The organism is Xanthomarina gelatinilytica (assembly GCF_000348685.1).
In the GTDB taxonomy this organism is placed as follows: domain Bacteria; phylum Bacteroidota; class Bacteroidia; order Flavobacteriales; family Flavobacteriaceae; genus Xanthomarina; species Xanthomarina gelatinilytica.
Genome location: NZ_ANLA01000004.1, coordinates 336,642 through 357,469 on the forward strand (window position 1 = coordinate 336,642; position 20,828 = coordinate 357,469).

The window sequence follows — 20,828 nt, forward strand, 5'->3', positions numbered from 1 at the left end:
GAACATAGAACGGTTTTAAACGTTTTGTGTTCAAAACACTAAAAAATGACACCCATGAAACAAACACTATTATTATTTTCAGTATTACTGGTAATGAGTTGTGGTAACAAAAAATCTTCAAACCAGAAATTGCTTTCAGACTCATCGGGAAATATCAATAACCTATCGGTTGTTATAGAAAATAATCTTTGGGAAGGCAATGTTGGAGAGGCTATTAGGGAAGTCTTGGCTGCTCCTGTAGATGGTTTGCCTCAAGACGAGCCTTTATTTAACATGAGTCAAATTCCTCCAGCTGTTTTTTCAGGATTTGCTACTCATAACAGAACCGTTTTAAAAATAGAAAAAGGAGGCGAAGCTTCGGTAAAAATAGCATCAGATGTATATGCACAACCTCAAAAAGTGGTCTTGGTTTCAGGAAAAACAGACACTGAAATCATTCAGCAAATTCAAGAAAACGCTCAAAAAATAGTGGCAGCATTTAAAAGCGAAGAAATAAAGGAAAAACAAAGGCGTATTAAATTGTCGCTTCATAAAAACAACACCTTAAAAGAAAAATTGGGGATTACACTAAATTTCCCTACAGCTTATAGAATAGCCAAGGAAGAAGACAAGTTTTACTGGATACGGAAGGATATTGCCACAGGAACCACTAACTTAATGGTTTTTGAACTGCCTTTTAGCGCCATTAAAAAAGGGGATAGTTTGGTGGACCAAATTATAAAATTAAGGGATTCCATTGGGCAAGCACATATTCCTGGACCAACAGAAGGCACCTATATGATTACTGAAGAAGCTTATGCTCCAGCTGTTTTTGAAACCATTATAGACAATAAACCAGCTATTGAAACCAAGGGTCTTTGGGATGTAAAAAACGCTTTTATGTCTGGCCCATTCATTAACTACATTATAGAAGATAAAATCAACAACAGACTTTTGGTTATAGAAGGATTTGCTTTTGCGCCTTCTGTGGAAAAAAGAGATTACATGTTTGAGCTTGAAGCCATAATTAGATCGCTTAAAATAGGAGATTAGTTTTTGCAGCTTTTTTCACAACACAAAAAAACCCAACAAATATGACTTGTTGGGTTTTTTCGTGTTATAATAAGCACACTATTCTTTAGTGTCTTTTGTTTTGTCTTCTTCTTTGCTAGCGTCTTTAAACTCTTTAATGCCGCTACCTAAACCTCTCATTAATTCAGGAATCTTTTTTCCACCAAATAATAATAACACAATAACAACAATAAGTGCTATTTGCCAAGGTCCAATTGCTAAGGGTAACATATATAAACTCATATAGATTTATTTTAAAGCGCAAAGTTAATAATTAAAGTTTAATATTACCGTTTTAACACGAACTTTAGCATCATGTACATCCACTAGTGAGATAATTTTATTTAATTTTGTTAGCAGAATGGCAGAGAATAAAAAGAAAACCAAAAAATTTAAAAAGAAACTACTTCACAAGTATCGTTTAGTGATACTTAATGAGGATACTTTTGAAGAGCGACTTTCCTTTAAGTTAACACGCTTAAATGTGTTTGTGGTCATGTCCTTATCTGCAATTATTTTAATTGCTGGAACCACTCTATTAATTGCCTTTACTTCTTTAAGGGAATATATTCCTGGATATTCATCAACAGCCCTAAAAAAACAAGCTGTAGAATTAAGCTATAAAACAGATTCCTTACAGAGGTTGTTGGCTGTAAATGAAAAATATTACGCTTCCATAAAAAAAGTTCTGCAAGGCGAAATCAGTTCGGTAGATTTTAACAGGGATTCTATTTTAGAAGAAGCCAAAATAAATGTTTCCGAAGTCAATTTAAGTCCGTCCAGGGAAGACTCCCTTTTAAGGGAAAAAATAGCTAAAGAAGATAAATACAACCTGTTTGAAACAGCTACTTCTAAAATAAATTTCGTGCTTTTTCCACCTGTAACAGGATCCATTTCCGAAACCTATAATTTTGAAGCCAAACATTATGGTGTTGATGTCATTGTGGAAAGCAACACACCTGTAAAGGCAACAGCTGATGGCACCATAATTTTTGCTGAATGGACTGTGGAAACAGGAAATGTTATTATTATTGAACACAGCAATGGCTTGATTTCTGTTTACAAGCATAACGCTACATTAACCAAAACACAAGGTGAAATGGTAAAATCTGGTGAAGTAATTGCCACTTCTGGAAATACTGGGGAACTAACTTCCGGACCTCATTTACATTTTGAACTTTGGAAAGATGGGTATCCAATAAATCCAACTAATTTTATAGACTTTAATTAATGTTTTCACTAAAATCTGCCTTAGCCAAACCTTTTGCAAAACATGTTTCCAAATCCATAAAAAAATGGGCTAACAATCCTGTGGAAACCCAAGAAAAAGTATTTCACGAAATCATAGGAAAAGCAACTTCCACGCAATTTGGCAAAGATCATGATTTTATAGGCATCCATTCGCATGCAGATTTTGTAAAGCGTGTTCCAGTTAGGGATTATGAAGACCTTAAACCTTATATAGAACGTGTTGTAGCTGGTGAAACAGATATATTATGGCTGGGAAAACCTTTATATTTTGCAAAAACATCAGGAACCACTTCTGGAGCAAAATATATTCCCATTACCAAAGAAAGCATGCCAACCCATGTAGAAGCTGCAAGAAATGCCATTTTAATGTATATAGCCGAAACGGGAAATAGCAAATTTGTAGCTGGTAAAATGATTTTTTTACAAGGAAGCCCTATTTTGGAAAAGAAAAACGGGATCCAACTAGGAAGACTTTCTGGAATTGTTGCTCATTATGTGCCAAAATATCTACAAAAAAACCGAATGCCTTCTTGGGAAACCAATTGCATTGAAGATTGGGAAACCAAAGTAAATGCTATAGTTGAAGAAACCTTAAGTGAAAACATGACGGTTATTTCCGGGATTCCGTCTTGGGTTCAAATGTATTTTGAAAAAATTCAGGAAAAAACCGGTAAAAAGGTAGGAGATGTTTTCAAAAATTTCAACTTGTTTATTTTTGGAGGCGTCAACTATGAACCTTATCGAGCAAAATTTGAAAGCTTAATTGGCAGAAAGGTAGATAGCATAGAATTGTTTCCTGCAAGTGAGGGTTTTTTTGCTTTTCAAGATAAACAAGACGCAAAAGGCATGTTGCTTCAACTCAATTCAGGCATTTTTTATGAATTTATTAAAGCAGATGAGTTTTTTACCGAAAACCCTAAACGTCTTACCATAAAAGATGTGGAACTGGGTGTTAACTATGTGCTTATTGTTTCAACCAATGCAGGACTTTGGGCATATAATGTAGGAGACACGGTAGAATTTACGTCTTTAAAACCCTATCGTGTTATTGTGTCTGGTAGGATTAAGCATTTTATTTCTGCTTTTGGCGAACATGTTATTGGGAAAGAAGTGGAACAAGCCCTTCAAGAAGCAGTGAAAAACAGTAAGGTTCAGGTAACCGAATTTACGGTTGCTCCACAAATTAACCCAGAAAAGGGCTTGCCTTATCACGAATGGTTTATAGAGTTTGAAAGTGAACCTTCAGATTTTGAAGCATTTTCTAAAAAAATAGATGCGTCTTTACAAAAACAAAACAGCTATTATTTTGATTTGATAAACGGGAAGGTGCTTCAGCCTTTAAAAATCACGCAAATCAAGAAAAATGGTTTTCAGGAATATATGAAATCCATAGGAAAACTGGGTGGTCAGAACAAAATAGCGAGACTTTCAAACGACAGAAACATAGCGAATGTATTTGAAGCTCAAAATCTGATTAAATAATACTATATTTGTTAGCTAAATTAGATTTATGAGTAAAATAAAACATCATGAAAGAACGAGAGCTCAAGAAAGCTCAAATGCCATAGAGAGAATGTATATTACCATGAGGCACTTGTTTAACAGAGGGTTTTACAAGCCTATGGGAGTTTCTGGCGAAACACTTCGTGAAGCGCTTTTGCTTTTAAGACCGGAGATTTATGGTTCTATTGGAGAAGAAAAAGCAGAACTGGAAGGGCTGCTTTATGTTATAGACAGATTGCCTCAAGGGATTGAAGAGTGTACTTTTATTAATTTAACCAGTGATGAAGGCTATGCGAATTCACATTTTAAACCCATTATTCCTCCCAAAAGAAGAAGAAACTGCTACCGAATAGACAGCGAACAGATGAATATTGAAATCACTCGCGGTCGTTCTGAAATTTACGATATTTTAACACACCTTACCTTTATGTTTATTGAATCGCATAAAATAAGCAAGCGTGTTATTATAGACGAGACAGGCAATACCACTAGAGATTGGAAAAAATTGGAATCTGCTGTATTGGCAAAAAAGAAGCTTACTCTAGAGGAACGGGAAGTTGCCATTTCGCATACTGCAAACATTTTAGGCCGAACTTTTAACGAAATAGTAACGGTTTATGATCAGTTTGCATCCCATTCACAACCAGAAAGATTGTTGCATATAGTTTATTGGTTGGGAAAACTGGCCATTGAAGAAGTGATAAACAACAACAAAAGAACAGTCACTTTCAGTCCCGTGTTAAGAGAGCGTTTGGGACACCATATCCATGGTGAGATTTGGTCCAATAACATTAAAGAGATTCTTCATAAAAACGAATTGTTGGAAAGGCCCATTCATATAATTAGTGCCAACATGCACAGTGTTATGAACTCGTTATTTGCCAGTCAAGCCTTAAAAACCTTAGCAAAAAAGAAGACTGTTTTTGAGGTTTACGAAGCCTTGAGTGAAAAGAATAACCAAGATCTTCGCAATAAAGTAACAAAAGAAGCGTTGCAGAATGGAATGATTTATATTCCAGATAGTTCTGGAACCAATATCGATGTGCAGATTTTTGATACAGCCAAAATAGATTTTTCAAAAGTAGATATAGACGTAAGTGAGAACTTTAAAAACTCAGAAAAACCAGTTATATTCGTAATGGATTATGCATTTGGCGAGCAAGCTTATGAGACCATAGATGAACTCTTAAAACCCATTAGATTCAATGGAAAAAAAGTGCATTTAAATGTGGAGTCTATTTCCATAATGGGAAAAGCAGGCATATTGGAAGGAGGCAAAGGGGATATTATGATCCCTTCAGCACATATTTTTGAAGGGACAGCAGACAACTATCCTTTTAAGAACGAGTTGAGCAAAAAAGATTTGGATGGACATGGCGTAGCTGTTTATAAAGGAGCCATGATTACGGTTTTAGGGACCTCTTTACAGAACAAAGAAATTTTAAAGTTCTTTTTTAACTCCACTTGGAATGTGATTGGACTGGAAATGGAAGGAGCCCATTACCAAAAGGCCATTCAGGCAGCATCCAAAGTAAGGCATAGTATCAATCCCAAGGTAAAGGTTAGATATGCCTATTATGCCAGTGACAACCCATTGGAAACAGGAAGCACTTTAGCTTCTGGAGGACTGGGGACATCAGGAGTTAAACCAACCTATTTAATTACAAGAAAAATTTTAGAACAGATATTTAACTAACACCAATCATTATAATGAATAAGAATTTACCCGAACACCATCCTTCTGAAGAAGTAGATTTAGGACAATTGTTTAATTTGATAGGCAATGCTTTTAACAGGCTTTTTGCTTTTATTGGCTCAATATTTAAAACTATTTTTTCGGTATTTATCTATACCCTTAAGGCGTTTATAGTAAATTTTAAGATTATTTTGATTACTATGGTTTTGGCGGGTGTTTTGGGCTATGTTTTAGACAAGGTAAAACCTACATCCTATACATCAACCATGCTTGTGAAGCCTTACTTTGAATCCAAGTATCAGTTAATTACAAATATTAATTATTTTAATGCCTTGATTGAAAATGAAGATTATAAAACGCTTTCCACTCTTTTCGAAATATCAGAGGAAGAGGTTCAAAATATAGGCGAATTTGATATTCAACCGGGACCAGAGACAGAAAATGAAAGAATTTTACAATATGAAAATTTCTTAAAGAATGTTGATAGCGTTAGGGCTCAAAATATTAGTTATGACGATTTTGTGGAAAACAGGAGTATTTACTCAAGTGATTTTTTTGAAATAAGTGTCACAGCATTAAAAAAAGATATTTTCCCAAAACTTGAGGATGGTTTAAATAACTCTTTTACTAATTTCTATTCTTTAAAGAAAATGAAGAAAAGAGATTCCTTAATTGCTATCCAAAAAGCAAATATTTTAGAACAAATAGCACAGGTAGATTCACTTCAAAAAATATATATTAAAGTACTTGAAGATGAATCTCAGTCAAAACCCACAGAGTTTAGCATAGGCGGAGAAGGGTTTTCTTTGAGTAAAGACAAAACCAACACCAAGGAATACGAACTTTTAAATACTGAAATGAAACTTCGGGACCAATTAAAACAACTGGAGGAGAAAAAAATTGAAGAGGACGTGTTTTTTGATGTTATTTCCAGTTTTCAAGATGTAGGAAATAGAACTTCAGAATGGTATCAAAAATACACGTTAATATTCCCAGCAATTGCCTTTGTGCTTTTGTGTATGGTTTATTTGTCCAGAAAAACAATTACTTATGTAACAAATTATGAAGCATAAAAAAGCTATATTGATCACTGGTGGAGCCGGGTTTATTGGATCGCATGTTGTTAGATTGTTTGTAAACAAATACCCAGATTACCATGTTTATAATTTAGACAGTTTGACGTATGCAGGTAATTTAGAGAACTTAAAAGATGTTGAGAACAAACCTAACTACACCTTTTTAAAAGCAGATATTACAAATGAGCAAGAGATCCATTCACTTTTTAAAACACATCGGTTTGAAGGGGTAATACATTTGGCAGCCGAATCGCATGTGGATCGGTCTATTGCGGATCCCTTGGCATTTGTAAAAACCAATGTTATAGGCACTATGATATTATTAAATGCCTTTAAAGATCTTTGGAAAGATGATTTCAATAACAAACTGTTTTATCACATAAGTACAGATGAAGTTTATGGCACCTTGGGAGAAACAGGGCTTTTTACTGAAACAACCCCTTACGACCCCAATTCACCTTATTCGGCTTCCAAAGCCAGTTCCGATCATTTTGTAAGAGCTTATGGGGAAACCTATGGATTACCTTATGTAATCTCAAACTGCTCAAACAATTACGGTGCAAATCAATTTCCAGAGAAATTAATTCCCTTGTTCATTAACAACATCATCAATAAGAAACCACTTCCTGTTTATGGGGATGGACATTATACCAGAGACTGGTTGTATGTTGTTGATCATGCTATAGCCATAGACTTACTTTTCCATAAAGGAACTATTGGCGAAACCTATAATATAGGTGGTTTTAACGAATGGAAAAACATCGATTTGGTAACCTTGCTATGCGAACAAATGGATGTAGCTTTAGAAAGACCAATAGGGTCATCAAAAGAATTGATTACTTTTGTAAAAGATCGTCCAGGTCACGACTTAAGATATGCTATTGATGCTTCTAAAATAAACAAAGAATTGGGTTGGAAACCTTCTGTAACCTTTGAACAAGGCCTAAAACAAACCATTGACTGGTACCTAAACAACGAAGATTGGTTACAAAACGTTACTAGTGGCGCTTATCAATTGTATTATGACAAGCAGTATTGTTAGGGAAAGGTTGGTGGGTTTTTAGTTGGTAGTTTTTAATTGTGAGTTGTGAGTTATGGGTCAAACTCCCCTTTCTTTACCACCGTTAGCACTCCGGTAAATTCATCCCCCTCTTCATCTGAAGAGTGGAGCTTAGTGGAGTGATGAGGTTATGGGGTTATGAGTTGTGGATACAATTTAAATAAAGAAATATAATTAATACATCAATCAAAAATGCAGTTATCAGAAACTTACGACATTGGTGACTCATATTTTTGAAATTATTTAATACAAATAAGCATATAACCATTAAGCAATGAAAGGAATCATACTAGCAGGAGGATCAGGAACCAGGTTACATCCTTTAACCTTATCGGTAAGTAAGCAATTAATGCCTATTTACGATAAACCCATGATTTATTATCCATTGTCCACTTTAATGTATGCTGGAATCCATGAGATTTTAATCATTTCCACACCAAAAGACTTACCACTTTTTAAAGATTTGCTTGGGGATGGAAAAAAGTATGGTTGCAGGTTTGAGTATGCCGTACAGGAGCATCCAAATGGTTTGGCTGAAGCTTTCATTATTGGAGAAACATTTATTGGTAAAGATAAAGTAGCCCTAATTTTAGGAGACAACATATTTTATGGCACTGGATTGTCAAATTTATTGCAGAGCAACAACAATCCGGAAGGAGGTGTTATTTACGCTTATAGGGTTCACGATCCCGAACGCTATGGCGTAGTGGAATTTGACAGTAACGGTCAAGCCATTTCCATAGAAGAAAAACCAAAAAAGCCCAAATCCAATTATGCCGTTCCTGGGATTTACTTTTACGACAATTCCGTAGTTGAAATTGCCAAGAACATCACACCTAGCCATAGAGGCGAACTTGAAATTACAGATGTAAACAAAGAATACTTATCCCAAGGTAAATTAAATGTTAGTATTTTAGATAGAGGCACTGCATGGTTGGACACAGGGACGTTTCAATCGCTTATGCAGGCGTCTCAATTTGTTGAGGTTATTGAAGAACGGCAAGGCTTGAAAATAGGATCCATTGAAGCTGCAGCATATGAAATGAATTATATTTCTGAAAAACAATTCAAAGAACTTGCTCAACCCTTATTAAAAAGTGGCTACGGCAAAAACTTATTAGGTTTATTGAATAACAAATAAATGACAGCATTAGAAACTAAATTACAAGACTGCTTTATTCTAGAACCCAAGATTTTTGAAGACCATAGAGGGTATTTTTTTGAGTCTTTCAATCAAAATCAATTCAATAGCTTGACCAATACCAATGCAAGGTTTGTTCAAGACAATGAATCTTTTTCAACCAAAGGGGTTTTAAGAGGTTTGCATTATCAAACAGGCGAGCATGCCCAAGCCAAATTGGTACGTGTAATACAGGGGCGAGTTTTGGATGTGGCCGTTGATTTAAGAGCAGGCTCACCCACATTCAGTCAATATGTTGCTGTTGAATTAACAGAGACCAATAAAAAACAACTGTTTATCCCTAGAGGTTTTGCCCATGGATTCGTTGTTTTAAGTGATACAGCCATATTTTCATATAAATGTGACAATTTTTATAATAAAGAATCTGAAGGAGGCATCATCTATAATGACCCTACTTTATGCATTGATTGGCAATTGGCAGAAAGCTCTTTAATAGTATCAGAAAAAGATTTAGCTTTACCAACATTAGAAGCAGCCAAACTATGATGAACATACTCGTTACAGGGGGAGATGGGCAATTGGCCACATGTATCAAAGACATAGCATCCAACGAATTAAACTTTATTTACACCGATTATTTAGCGTTGGATATTACCTGCCTTAGCTCGCTGGAATCATTTTTTAAAGCCCATCCCATTGCTTACTGCATTAACTGTGCCGCTTATACCGCTGTAGATGAGGCAGAGAGTCATCCAAAGGCCGCTTTTAACATCAATGAAACGGGTGCTAAAAATTTAGCTTTGGTTTGTAAAAAACATGACACGATTTTGATTCATATATCCACTGATTTTGTTTTTGATGGTACCAAGAGCACGCCATACACCGAGTTAGATTCACCAAACCCATTAGGTGTGTATGGGGCGTCTAAGTTGCAAGGGGAAAAGCACATTCAATCCATTCTATCCAAGTATTTTATTATTAGGACTTCTTGGTTGTATTCGGAGCATGGCAAAAATTTTGTAAAAACCATGTTGCGTTTGTTTCAAGAGAGAGACTTGGTAAAAGTGGTGGACGATCAAATAGGATCCCCAACTTATGCGGGTGATTTGGCGTTATTCATTCATAGAATTATAGCACTTAAGAGCCCCCATTATGGGTTGTATCATTTCAGTAATCTGGGAGCCACCACTTGGTACGGATTTGCAAAAGCCATTCGGGCATTATCCAAAAGTAACACGGAGGTTGTAGCAGTTCCTACTTCGGAGTTTCCCACAAAAGCCTTACGACCTAGCTATAGTGTACTAGACATGACTAACACACAAGAGGTGTTTGGGATTGAGATTGAGAGCTGGGAGAAGCGCCTTTCAAAAGTTGTAAGCCGTTGCCATTGAATCTGGTGTTATGACTAGCGGCCAATTCTTTCCTAGACAGGCATTATTGTATTACTGATATGGGCTATGCTTTACAAGTCCTAGGGTTTATCTGATCCTGTACATGCGATGTTTTTTTATTTTAAAGTTTGCTTTACGACGTGTTATTTAGGGATCTACCAAGGGTCATCTATGGATGATGGGTGGTATAAAGACGGCAGGGATACGGCATAGAGTCGGCATACATACGGCATGTAGTCAGCATGAAGTGGGCATAGAGTCGGCATAGACCCAACAGGAGAAAGGCAATCATCAATCAAAAAACCCTTACATTTTGGAAAAAATCATTATTTTAGATGAAGAACCAAAAATCCATTAATCATGGCAGCAGCCAAGAAAAAGAAGGGAGGTTTTACCCGTAAAGCTATAAAAAATAACGCCAATATGCAAGTGGTCCGTGACAGTAATTCGGAATTTAGCATGTGCAGTATTTTTCTCAAGGAATTTAAAATAGCCCTTCGTCCCATTTTAGGTCATTTTCGTGTGGGCAGTTTGCATCAGGGGCTGATGCAGTTATTTTTAAAGATCAAGGCCTTGGATCGTGATTCACCAGCAGGGGCATTGCATGTATCTGGTGGGTTACGGACGAAAAAGGGGCAGCTTTTATTACGTGAATTCACTTTCACGCCCAAGGTGGGGATTCGCCAGTTTTTTGGCAATCCTGTAATTGATCCGGATGATTTTACGGTAAGTTGGGAGGATTTTACACCGTGTCAGGCTCGATTTCCTAAGGCTGCGACGCATTTGGAGATCTTGTATTTGGTGCTGACCTATCAGAGGGATCGCAAGCAGTTTCTTACGGTTTCCAGTGTTCCGATTCGCCGTGCAAAGAGCGCTGAGACAGAGCATTTGAAGTTACAGCCCACAAAGCCGATTGTGCGTGGGCCTGAACAGCAACATATTTTGGTTATGAGCTTACGTTTTATGGAGGTTATTGGGGAGGAGGAGTATCCTCTTTTGGGGAAAGATTCGTTGGGGATTGAGGTTTTGGAGGTTTTTGGTTGAGAGTTGGTTTTAGTTTTTAGTTGTTGGTTTTTAGTTGTTAGTTTTTAGTTGTTGGTTGTTTCCCCTTTCTTTACCTCCGTTAGCACTCCGGTAAATTCATTCCCCTCTTCAGGTGAAGAGGGGAGCCTGGCGTGGTTGTGTTGTGTGTTGTGGGTTATGAGTTGGTAGTTGTGAGTTATGGGTTGTTAGCTCAACCCCCCCCTTTCTTTACCTCCGTTAGCACTCCGGTAAATTCATTACCTCTTCACCTGAAGAGGGGAGCCTGGTGTGGTTGTGTTTTGGGTTGTGGGTTGTGGGTTGTGGGTTGTGGGTTGTGGGTTGTGGGTTGGTAGTTCAAACTCCCCTTTCTTCACCTCCGTTAGCACTCCGGTAAATTCATTCCCCTCTTCAGGTGAAGAGGGGAGCCTGGCGTGGTTGTGTTGTGTGTTGTGGGTTATGAGTTGGTAGTTGTGAGTTATGGGTTGTTAGTTCAAACTCCCCTTTCTTCACCTCCGTTAGCACTCCGGTAAATTCATTCCCCTCTTCAACTGAAGAGGGGAGCAGGTGTGGTTGTGTTGTGTGTTGTGTGTTGTGTGTTGTGGGTTGGTAGTTTTGAGTTATGAGTTATGGGCTGTTAGCTCAAACTCCCCTTTCTTTACCTCCGTTAGCACTCCGGTAAATTCATTCCCCTCTTCAACTGAAGAGGGGAGCCTGGTGTGTTTGTGTTTTGGGTTGTGGGTTATGAGTTATGTGTTGTTAGTTCAAACTCCCCTTTCTTCACCTCCGTTAGCACTCCGGTAAATTCATTCCCCTCTTCAACTGAAGAGGGGAGCCTGGTGTGGTTGTGCTTTGGGGTGTGAGTTATCAATTGTTAGTTGGTAGTTACTGAAAAGTCTCTTTTTTGTCTTTTGATTTTTAATAATTTGCTTGATTTAGCGAATATTAATGGTATTTTTGCAGGACGCAAAACATTAAATATTAGTGCAAAAAACATTAATTTATATTATAGGTGCAGGAAGGAGTGGAACAACCGTGTTGGATATTATGTTGGGTAACGTTAATGGTTCTATAAGTTTGGGAGAAATTAATAGATTTTTTAAGAGAAATGGTATTCCACCCAAGAGGGAAAAAGAATCAAAGGTTTACAATTTTTGGATTAATTTAAAAGACCAAATGATTGGAAGTGGATTTAATGATATGCTATATTTACAAAAGCTTTCACAGCAAAACGAATATCATTTAGCATTTGTAAAAAGTTTATTTAAAAAATGTAATTCAGAATATGTAAATGCTATTGTAGAACAATATGGTTATATAGGTCAAAATACAAGTCAAAATGTTTTAATAGAATCATCCAAGTATCCCGTTAGGGCATTAAACTTATCAAATTATTTAGATAGAGATCAATTTCAAATAAAATATATATATCTAAAAAAAGACCCAGAAAAAGTTGTTAAATCTTTTCAAAAGAAAAATTTAGAACAGCCTTCAAAAGGTTTTTTAATGGCTAATTTATATTATTTAATCGTTAATATTTTATGCGGGATCACTATTAGAATTTTAAAAATCAAAGGGCATAGGGTAGGTACATTGCGTTATGAAGATTTGATAAGTACCCCAAAGGAGACATTGCTTAAATTAGGAAGTGACATAGATGAAGATTATAGTGAATTAATGCGCAAATTGATTATTAAAGAACCTCTTAACACAGGTTATGTGTTTGATGGAAACAGGATAAGATTAAAAGAAACCTTAATTTTACGGGATTCGGATACAAAGGAGAAAACAAAAGGAAAGTTATCCTTTACGAGAATTTTTAATTATATAGTATATAGATAATGAACATAAGTATATTTGGATTAGGATATGTAGGCGTGGTATGTTGCGCATGTTTTTCAAGAGATGGTCACCAAGTTATTGGTGTTGATGTTGAAAGCACAAAGGTAGATTTAGTAAATAATGGGAAATCTACAATTATAGAAAAAAGTCTTGAAGAGCAAATTTCAATTTCAGTTAAAAACAACTTATTAAAAGCAACTCAAGATTACAGAATGGCTATAAATCATACAGATATATCTTTTATATGTGTTGGAACGCCCAGTCTATCAAATGGTTCAATAAATTTAGCTTATATTTATGAAGTAGCTAAACAGATAGCTGAAGTAATTAAAGACAAAGAAAGCTTTCATACAGTGGTAATAAGAAGCACTGTAAAAGTAGGAACTTTAAAGGCTTGTCAAGAAATTATTGAGGACATCTCAGGCAAGGTTCACGGTAAAGATTTTGGAGTTGTTTCAAATCCAGAGTTTTTAAGAGAAGGAACAGCCATGCATGATTTTGTAAATCCACCATACACAATTGTTGGTACAAACAGTGAAACGAGTAAGTCTGTTTTAACATCTTTATACGCATCTTTAGATGCTCCAATATATTACTTAAAACCAGAAGAAGCAGAAATGATTAAATACGCAAACAATAATTTTCATGCCATGAAAATTACTTTTGCAAATGAAATAGGTAATATTTGTAAAGAAAATGGTGTAGATGGTCATGTGGTTATGGATATTGTAGCTAAAGACACAAAATTAAACTTATCTCCTTATTACTTAAAGCCAGGTTTTGCTTTTGGGGGTTCATGTCTCCCAAAAGATGTGAGAGGTTTAATTCAAACTGCAAAAAATTTGGATCTTAAAACCCCTTTATTATCAAGTTTGTTAAAGAGTAATTTTTATCAGATAGACAGAGGTCTTGATTTAATATACAGTACAGGGAGTAAAAAAATAGGCTTTTTAGGCTTTGCGTTTAAGTCGGGAACCGATGATTTGCGAGAAAGCCCAATAGTTGGAGTTATAGAGACTTTAATTGGCAAAGGCTATGATTTAAATGTTTATGACAGTAATGTGCACTTATCTTCTTTATTAGGAAAAAACAAAGAGTATGTTAATAGTCACATTCCACATATTTACAAGCTTTTAAAAGAAGATGTCAATGAAGTGATAGAACATTCAGAAGTTTTGGTTATTGGAAATAATGCCAAAGAATTTTCTGAGATTCTTCCAACCATTCCATCAAACAAAATTATTATTGATTTTGTAAGAGTAGATAAAGAAAAAACTTCAAAAGACAATTATATTGGGATTTGCTGGTAAACATATATTAATAGTTATTGAAAATTTGCCAGCACCTTTTGATAGGCGTGTTTGGCAGGAAGCAACAACTTTAAAAGAACATGGAGCGAAAGTTTCTATAATTTGCCCTAAAATGAAAGGGTATGAAAAATCTTATGAAGTTATTGATGATATTGAAATTTATAGACACCCCTTAAAAGAAGGCAAGGGAGCGTTAGGTTATTTAGTAGAATATTCTCAAGCAATTTTTTGGGAATTTATTTTAAGCTGGAATATATTTTTAAAAAATAGATTTCACGTAATACATGGTTGTAATCCACCAGATTTGATATTTATTACGGCATTATTTTTTAAACCTTTTGGAGTAAAATATGTTTTTGATCATCATGATATTAATCCAGAATTATATATATCAAAGTTCGATAAAAAAGGATTTTTCTATAAAATGATGGTTTTTTTTGAGAAGCTAACCTTTAAAGTCGCCAATTACTCTATTGCCACAAACGAATCTTATAAAAAAATAGCGATTGAAAGAGGTGGTATGAAATCGGAAAATGTTCAAGTTGTAAGAAGTGGTCCAAAATTAGACAGGTTGCGGCTTATCAGTCCTGTAAATGAGTTAAAAAAAGGAAAAAAACACTTAATTGGTTATATAGGCGTTATTGGAGAACAGGAAGGGCTAGATCTGCTTTTAGAATCAGCTAAATACATTCTCTCAAAAAGAGATGATGTGCATTTTGGAATTGTTGGTGGAGGGACGCATCTTGACGAGATCAAAAAGATGTGTGCTAATATGGGGTTATCAGATCATTTTGACTTTTATGGTCGTGTAGATGACCAAACCATGTTAGAAGTCTTAAACACTGCGGACATATGTGTTAACCCAGACAAACCAACTGCCATGAACGATTTATCTACTATGAATAAAATCATGGAATATATGGCCTTAAAAAAACCTATTGTACAGTACAGCTTGAAAGAGGGAAAATTCTCTGCGCAAGAGGCTTCATTGTATGCAGAAAATACTGATCCGATAGATTTTGCAAAGAAAATATTACAGTTAATAAATGACGAGAAATTACGAATAAGAATGGGAGATATAGGTTATAATCGAGTTATCAAAGAGTTGTCTTGGAATTTTGAAAGTAAAAAGCTTATTAGTATCTATAAGAAAGTTTTTAATCAAAATTAATATGCAAGATATTAGTAACCTTTTAAATATAGCCATTAAAGCATCCTTAGCAGCCGGGAAAGTCATTATGGACGTTTATGATACTCCTTTTGAGGTGGCGCTAAAAGACGACACATCGCCTTTAACAGAAGCAGATAAACAGGCTAACGATATTATTAATTCTTTTTTGTTGCCAACTCAAATCCCCATCATTTCAGAAGAAAATAAACAAACAGATTATTCCATTAGAAAAACTTGGGAAACCTGTTGGGTTGTGGACCCCGTTGATGGTACCAAGGAGTTTATAAAGCGCAATGGCGAATTTACGGTTAATATTGCTTTAGTTACAAACGGGACCCCTGTTTTAGGCGTTATTTACGTGCCAGCATCCAAAGTGTTATATTTTGCTGATGTGGCTAAAGAAGAAGGGTTTAAAGCTGATTTGGACTCCCATGAAACCTCTATGGATGTGATTTTAGATAGGGCAACACCTTTAAGGCCAAAACAAGGGGTTTCCAATCCTGTTCAAGTGGTTGGAAGTCGTTCCCATATGAGTCAGGACACTTTGGATTATATGGAGACTCTTAAAGCCACAGGAAAAGATGTTGAAGTGGTATCAAAAGGCAGCTCTCTAAAGTTCTGTTTGGTTGCAGAAGGACATGCAGATGTATATCCACGTTTTGCACCAACCATGGAATGGGATACAGCCGCTGGTCAGGCCATTTGTAACGCTGTTGGAGTTGAAGTTATTTCAAAAGAGACAAACAAATCTTTAATGTACAATAAAGAAAACCTTTTAAATCCTTGGTTTTTAGTTCATAACTCATGGTAGATATATCCCATAAAAGACATATAGCCAAATCCATTACCTGGCGACTTGTTGGCACACTAGACACCATTGTTCTATCATGGATTATTTCGGGCGATCCATTTGTAGGCTTACAAATAGGTATGGCTGAAGTGGTTACCAAGATGTTTTTGTATTATTTACACGAAAGGGCCTGGTTTAAGATCAATTTATCTAAAGACGGTAAAATACTTGAAAGCAGGAAACGTCATATAGCCAAAACATTTACCTGGAGAATTGTAGGTACCATGGATACCATGATTATTGCCTGGATTATCTCTGGCAACCCATTAACAGGACTAAAAATAGGCTTTGCCGAAGTGGTCACTAAAATGCTGTTATACTATTTTCACGAGCGTATATGGTATAAAATTAATTTTGGATTATCAGAACGCAAAAAGTAGCTATTATGAAAGAAAATATCATCCCACATTCATATCAAATTTCCATTCAAGACAGGAGACAAGCCAATAAGCACAATTCTTTTTTAATGTGGTTTACAGGGCTTTCAGGTTCGGGAAAATCCACCATAGCAAATGTTGTTGAACAAGAATTACATAAAAAAGGTATTAAAACGTACATTTTAGATGGTGACAATATACGAAAAGGAATAAATAACGATTTGAGTTTTTCACCAGAAGATAGGACCGAAAATATAAGGAGGATTGCAGAAACAGCCAATTTAATGGTTGATGCTGGTTTGGTGGTACTTGCGGCATTTGTATCCCCTTACAAAAAAGATAGGGAGAACATTAAAAGTATCGTTAAAGATGTTAACTTTGTCGAAATATATGTAAACACCAGTCTTGAAGAGTGTGAAAAAAGGGATGTTAAAGGCCTCTATAAAAAAGCTCGGGCAGGTGAAATAAAAAACATGACAGGAATCTCTGCGCCTTATGAAGCGCCTGAGGATCCAGATGTAGAAATAAACACAGAACAAGTATCTGTAGAACAAGCCGTAAAGCAGATTATAGAATATATAACACCAAAATTAAAACTCAAAAATGAGTAAGTATTATTTAAATTATTTAGACGAATTAGAAAGCGAAGCCATTTTTATTTTGCGTGAAGTTTGGGCTCAATTTGAAAATCCTGTGATTCTGTTTTCTGGAGGAAAAGACTCGATTTTAGTAACACACTTGGCAAAAAAAGCGTTTTACCCAGCTAAAATTCCGTTTCCTTTAATGCATGTGGATACAGGTCATAATTTCCCTGAAACCATTCAGTTTAGAGATAATATCATAAAAGAATTAGGTGTTGACCTTATTGTAGGATCTGTTCAAGAATCCATAGACGATGGACGTGTAGCTGAAGAAAAAGGAAAAAATGCCACTAGAAATGCACTACAAATAACCACACTTTTAGATGCTATTGAGGCAAATAAGGTGGATTGTGCCATAGGTGGAGGAAGACGCGATGAAGAAAAAGCCAGGGCTAAAGAACGTTTCTTTTCACATAGGGACGATTTTGGCCAATGGGATCCAAAAAATCAAAGGCCAGAGCTTTGGAATATTTTTAATGGTAAACATTTTCAAGGAGAGCACTTTAGGGCTTTCCCAATTAGTAACTGGACAGAAATGGATGTCTGGAATTACATTAAACGCGAAAACATAGCCATACCATCATTGTATTACGCTCACGAACGCGAAGTGGTATGGAGACAGGATTCTTGGATACCAAATTCAGAGTTTTTGGTTTTAGAAGATCATGAAGAAATAGTGGTCAAGAAAGTTCGTTTTAGAACCCTTGGAGATATTACAATCACTGGAGGTATCGAATCTGATGCAGATACTTTAGAGAAAATTGCAGAAGAGGTGTCTGGAATGCGTCAAACCGAAAGAGGTAATAGGAGCGACGATAAACGTTCAGAATCTGCTATGGAAGATAGGAAGCGTCAAGGGTATTTTTAGTGATGTGGCTCTAGGCTGTATGCTGTACGCAGTATGCTATAAGCGACATGCTTTAACAATGTCATACTTCGACAAGCTCAGTATGACATATCGAAGTATGATAGAGAGAGATATAATGAATATTAATATAACAAGTAAAAGACAATCCATGTCACCCTGAGCTAGTCGAAGGGCAGGAGAGATTACAAGTGTTTTACGACGGAGAGACGTCTTTAACTTATAAAAAAATAATCTGTATGCTGTATGCCGTATGCGATATGCGATATGCGATATACCTATAGCTTACAGCCTAAACCTATAAAAATAGAATTAATTTAGATTGAGAGATTTTAAAAAATATGATGTTTGGAATTTAAGCCATAAGTTTGTTTTAAAGATTTATGATGTAACTGAACGGGTTCCTGCAAAGGAAAAATATCAATTAATACCTCAAATGCAAAGAGCTGCATATTCTATTCCTTCAAATTTTAGTGAAGGTTGTGGAAGGGATTCAGATAAAGATTTCAACAGATTTATTCAAATATGTTTAGGGTCTGCACACGAGTTAGAATATTTTATTTTACTCGCTAAAGATTTGAATTATATTTCAGAAGAAAAATATGTTACGTTGACAGAAGGAATAAATGAAATAAAGCGAAAATTATATAAATTAAGTATAAAACTTAAAGGCTAAAGTGTGAAAGCTATAGGCCGTAAGCCTAAAGCAAATAGCCTACAGCTTAAAGCCTAAAACCTACAGCATTAAGAAAAAATAGGAATAACATGTTAGACAACAATCAATTATTACGTTTTACAACAGCAGGAAGTGTGGATGATGGTAAAAGTACGCTGATAGGGCGTTTGCTTTACGACTCGAAATCTATTTTTGAAGACCAATTGCAAGCTATTGAGACTACCAGCAAGAAAAAGGGTCATGAAGGTGTAGATTTGGCTTTATTTACAGATGGTCTTCGTGATGAGCGCGAACAAGGTATCACTATCGATGTAGCATATAGATATTTTACAACTCCCAAACGTAAATTTATAATTGCAGATACACCTGGACACATTCAATATACAAGAAATATGGTCACTGGAGCCTCCACGGCCAATGCCGCCATTATTTTAGTGGATGCCAGACATGGTGTGATAGAGCAAACCAAAAGACATTCGTTTATAGCCTCCTTATTACAGATTCCTCATGTGATAGTATGTATCAATAAAATGGACTTGGTAGGTTATTCGGAAGAAGCATATACCAAGGTCATCAATCAATTTGAAGAGTTTTCATCAAAAATGTTGGTAAAAGATGTGCGTTTTATTCCTATTAGTGCCTTAAATGGGGACAATGTGGTTAACCGTTCCGAAAACATGGATTGGTATCAAGGCGCGCCATTGTTACACACGTTGGAAACCCTGCATATTAGTAGTGATATCAATAAAGTTGATGCCCGTTTTCCAGTTCAAACCGTGTTAAGGCCCCAAAGTGAGACACATAGAGATTACAGAGGCTATGCCGGACGTGTGGCCAGTGGTATTTTTAGGGTTGGAGATGAGATTACGGTTATGCCATCTGGCTTTACAAGTAAAATAAAATCAATTAATTTATACAATAAGGAATTGGAAGAAGCCTATGCGCCCATGTCTGTTTCCATGACTTTGGAAGACGATATAGATATTAGTAGAGGCGATATGATTGTGCGTTCTAATAATAAACCCGAAGCCATTCAGGATATTGAAGTCATGTTATGCTGGTTAAACAATAGTCCTGCGAAACCTCGTGCAAAATATTCTATTCGTCACACCTCCAACGAACAAAAAGCCATGATCAAGGAAGTGGTTTATAAGTTTAATATTAACACGTTGGACCGTATTACTGGAGATGCAGAATTGAAAATGAATGATATTTGTAAAGTGAAAATAAGAACCACCAAGCCTCTAATGATAGATTCCTATAGAGAAAATAGAACCACAGGAAGTATCATTCTGGTGGATGATTCCACGAATGAAACGGTGGCGGCTGGGATGGTTGTTTAAATAATAAAAGATATAGCAAAAACATATGATTAAAGCAGGAGTAATATTATTAACTTTTATGTTCTTATTTTCATGTAAAAATGACACAAAAAATGATAATCAGGTAATTGAAAACTCTGTTGTTGAAACACCAAAAGAATTGGTTGTAAAGCTAGGTTTTAAGACCAGTGTTAAAGATGAGTTTAGAATTATGTTAAACAATATAGAGATAGATGAATTTCAAAAGAAAAATATTTTAATAAGGGAAACAGTTCCTGTATCGTCTGGTTTTGAGAGTATAGTAGCAAATTTTGGAAATAATATATCCAATAATTTAATTATTAATTTAGGGAATAAAAATCTTAAAGAAATAGAATTAAATGGGATAGAAGTATCATATGGGGAGAAACGTGTTTTGGTAACTAATGAAAATATTAGGAAGCATTTTAACATCAATAAATTTGTCGAGTTCGATTCTATAAAAAGGGTATTTAAAACCATAAAAGTAGCTGGAAAACATCAACCGTCATTTGTTGCTAGAAGAAGTTTAATCAACATTTTAAAAAAGGGATAAATAAACTTTTGA

At 35.6% G+C, this 20,828-nt stretch carries 21 protein-coding genes; 20 read left to right on the forward strand and 1 reads right to left on the reverse strand.

Annotated elements, in window-relative coordinates; genetic code table 11:
- Window positions 1–45: 45 nt before the first annotated feature.
- Window positions 46–1,032, forward strand: coding sequence for a DUF4837 family protein (locus tag D778_RS02120; protein ID WP_007647260.1), 987 nt, complete (start codon window positions 46–48; stop codon window positions 1,030–1,032).
- 78 nt (window positions 1,033–1,110) lie between these two features.
- On the opposite strand, the gene D778_RS02125 is transcribed toward D778_RS02120, so the two are convergent.
- Complete coding sequence (locus D778_RS02125; protein WP_007647261.1) at window positions 1,111–1,293, reverse strand: Sec-independent protein translocase subunit TatA/TatB; 183 nt, start codon at window positions 1,291–1,293, stop codon at window positions 1,111–1,113.
- A gap of 118 nt (window positions 1,294–1,411) precedes the next feature.
- On the opposite strand from D778_RS02125, the gene D778_RS02130 reads away from it, so the two are divergent.
- From D778_RS02130 to D778_RS02220, 19 genes are all read left to right on the forward strand, one after another.
- Window positions 1,412–2,281: a M23 family metallopeptidase gene (locus D778_RS02130; RefSeq protein ID WP_007647262.1), complete on the forward strand. Its 870-nt coding sequence runs from the start codon at window positions 1,412–1,414 to the stop codon at window positions 2,279–2,281.
- Window positions 2,281–3,783, forward strand: a complete 1,503-nt coding sequence (locus tag D778_RS02135; RefSeq protein ID WP_007647263.1) for a GH3 auxin-responsive promoter family protein — start codon at window positions 2,281–2,283, stop codon at window positions 3,781–3,783. The genes D778_RS02130 and D778_RS02135 overlap by 1 nt, the downstream gene beginning before the upstream one ends.
- Before the next feature lie 28 nt (window positions 3,784–3,811).
- Entirely contained in the window at window positions 3,812–5,500 is a 1,689-nt protein-coding gene (locus tag D778_RS02140) for a DUF6909 family protein (protein ID WP_040491233.1), read from the forward strand.
- Between the two features lie 14 nt (window positions 5,501–5,514).
- Window positions 5,515–6,573, forward strand: a complete 1,059-nt coding sequence (locus tag D778_RS02145; RefSeq protein ID WP_007647265.1) for a hypothetical protein — start codon at window positions 5,515–5,517, stop codon at window positions 6,571–6,573.
- Window positions 6,563–7,618: a dTDP-glucose 4,6-dehydratase gene (rfbB, locus tag D778_RS02150; RefSeq protein WP_007647271.1), complete on the forward strand. Its 1,056-nt coding sequence runs from the start codon at window positions 6,563–6,565 to the stop codon at window positions 7,616–7,618. Before D778_RS02145 ends, rfbB begins: the two co-directional genes overlap by 11 nt.
- A gap of 292 nt (window positions 7,619–7,910) precedes the next feature.
- Window positions 7,911–8,777 (forward strand): glucose-1-phosphate thymidylyltransferase RfbA, encoded by an 867-nt coding sequence (gene rfbA, locus D778_RS02155; RefSeq protein WP_007647273.1) that lies wholly within the window; start codon window positions 7,911–7,913, stop codon window positions 8,775–8,777.
- Window positions 8,778–9,323 carry a dTDP-4-dehydrorhamnose 3,5-epimerase gene (rfbC, locus tag D778_RS02160; protein ID WP_007647275.1) on the forward strand — a complete coding sequence of 182 codons (546 nt, stop codon included), beginning with the start codon at window positions 8,778–8,780 and terminating at the stop codon, window positions 9,321–9,323.
- Window positions 9,320–10,168, forward strand: a complete 849-nt coding sequence (rfbD, locus tag D778_RS02165) for a dTDP-4-dehydrorhamnose reductase (protein WP_007647278.1) — start codon at window positions 9,320–9,322, stop codon at window positions 10,166–10,168. The genes rfbC and rfbD overlap by 4 nt, the downstream gene beginning before the upstream one ends.
- Before the next feature lie 360 nt (window positions 10,169–10,528).
- On the forward strand, window positions 10,529–11,212 hold the full coding sequence (locus tag D778_RS02170) for a hypothetical protein (protein WP_007647280.1): 684 nt from the start codon (window positions 10,529–10,531) through the stop codon (window positions 11,210–11,212).
- Between the two features lie 960 nt (window positions 11,213–12,172).
- The gene (locus D778_RS02175; RefSeq protein WP_007647282.1) at window positions 12,173–13,030 is read left to right on the forward strand and encodes a sulfotransferase; all 858 of its coding nucleotides are present in this window, start codon (window positions 12,173–12,175) and stop codon (window positions 13,028–13,030) included.
- Window positions 13,030–14,340 (forward strand): nucleotide sugar dehydrogenase, encoded by a 1,311-nt coding sequence (locus tag D778_RS02180; protein ID WP_007647283.1) that lies wholly within the window; start codon window positions 13,030–13,032, stop codon window positions 14,338–14,340. Before D778_RS02175 ends, D778_RS02180 begins: the two co-directional genes overlap by 1 nt.
- The gene (locus tag D778_RS02185; protein WP_007647284.1) at window positions 14,324–15,511 is read left to right on the forward strand and encodes a glycosyltransferase family 4 protein; all 1,188 of its coding nucleotides are present in this window, start codon (window positions 14,324–14,326) and stop codon (window positions 15,509–15,511) included. Before D778_RS02180 ends, D778_RS02185 begins: the two co-directional genes overlap by 17 nt.
- Window position 15,512: 1 nt before the next feature.
- The gene (gene cysQ / locus D778_RS02190) at window positions 15,513–16,322 is read left to right on the forward strand and encodes a 3'(2'),5'-bisphosphate nucleotidase CysQ (RefSeq protein ID WP_007647285.1); all 810 of its coding nucleotides are present in this window, start codon (window positions 15,513–15,515) and stop codon (window positions 16,320–16,322) included.
- Window positions 16,316–16,741 (forward strand): DUF2061 domain-containing protein, encoded by a 426-nt coding sequence (locus D778_RS02195; RefSeq protein ID WP_007647287.1) that lies wholly within the window; start codon window positions 16,316–16,318, stop codon window positions 16,739–16,741. Before cysQ ends, D778_RS02195 begins: the two co-directional genes overlap by 7 nt.
- A gap of 5 nt (window positions 16,742–16,746) precedes the next feature.
- A complete protein-coding gene (gene cysC / locus D778_RS02200; protein WP_007647289.1) occupies window positions 16,747–17,349 on the forward strand; it encodes an adenylyl-sulfate kinase in 603 nt (200 codons plus the stop codon).
- On the forward strand, window positions 17,342–18,247 hold the full coding sequence (gene cysD / locus D778_RS02205) for a sulfate adenylyltransferase subunit CysD (RefSeq protein WP_007647291.1): 906 nt from the start codon (window positions 17,342–17,344) through the stop codon (window positions 18,245–18,247). The genes cysC and cysD overlap by 8 nt, the downstream gene beginning before the upstream one ends.
- Before the next feature lie 319 nt (window positions 18,248–18,566).
- On the forward strand, window positions 18,567–18,920 hold the full coding sequence (locus D778_RS02210) for a four helix bundle protein (RefSeq protein ID WP_007647293.1): 354 nt from the start codon (window positions 18,567–18,569) through the stop codon (window positions 18,918–18,920).
- Between the two features lie 89 nt (window positions 18,921–19,009).
- Window positions 19,010–20,263, forward strand: a complete 1,254-nt coding sequence (locus D778_RS02215; protein ID WP_007647294.1) for a sulfate adenylyltransferase subunit 1 — start codon at window positions 19,010–19,012, stop codon at window positions 20,261–20,263.
- Between the two features lie 25 nt (window positions 20,264–20,288).
- Window positions 20,289–20,816 carry a hypothetical protein gene (locus D778_RS02220; protein WP_007647295.1) on the forward strand — a complete coding sequence of 176 codons (528 nt, stop codon included), beginning with the start codon at window positions 20,289–20,291 and terminating at the stop codon, window positions 20,814–20,816.
- The last annotated feature ends 12 nt before the right edge of the window (window positions 20,817–20,828 follow it).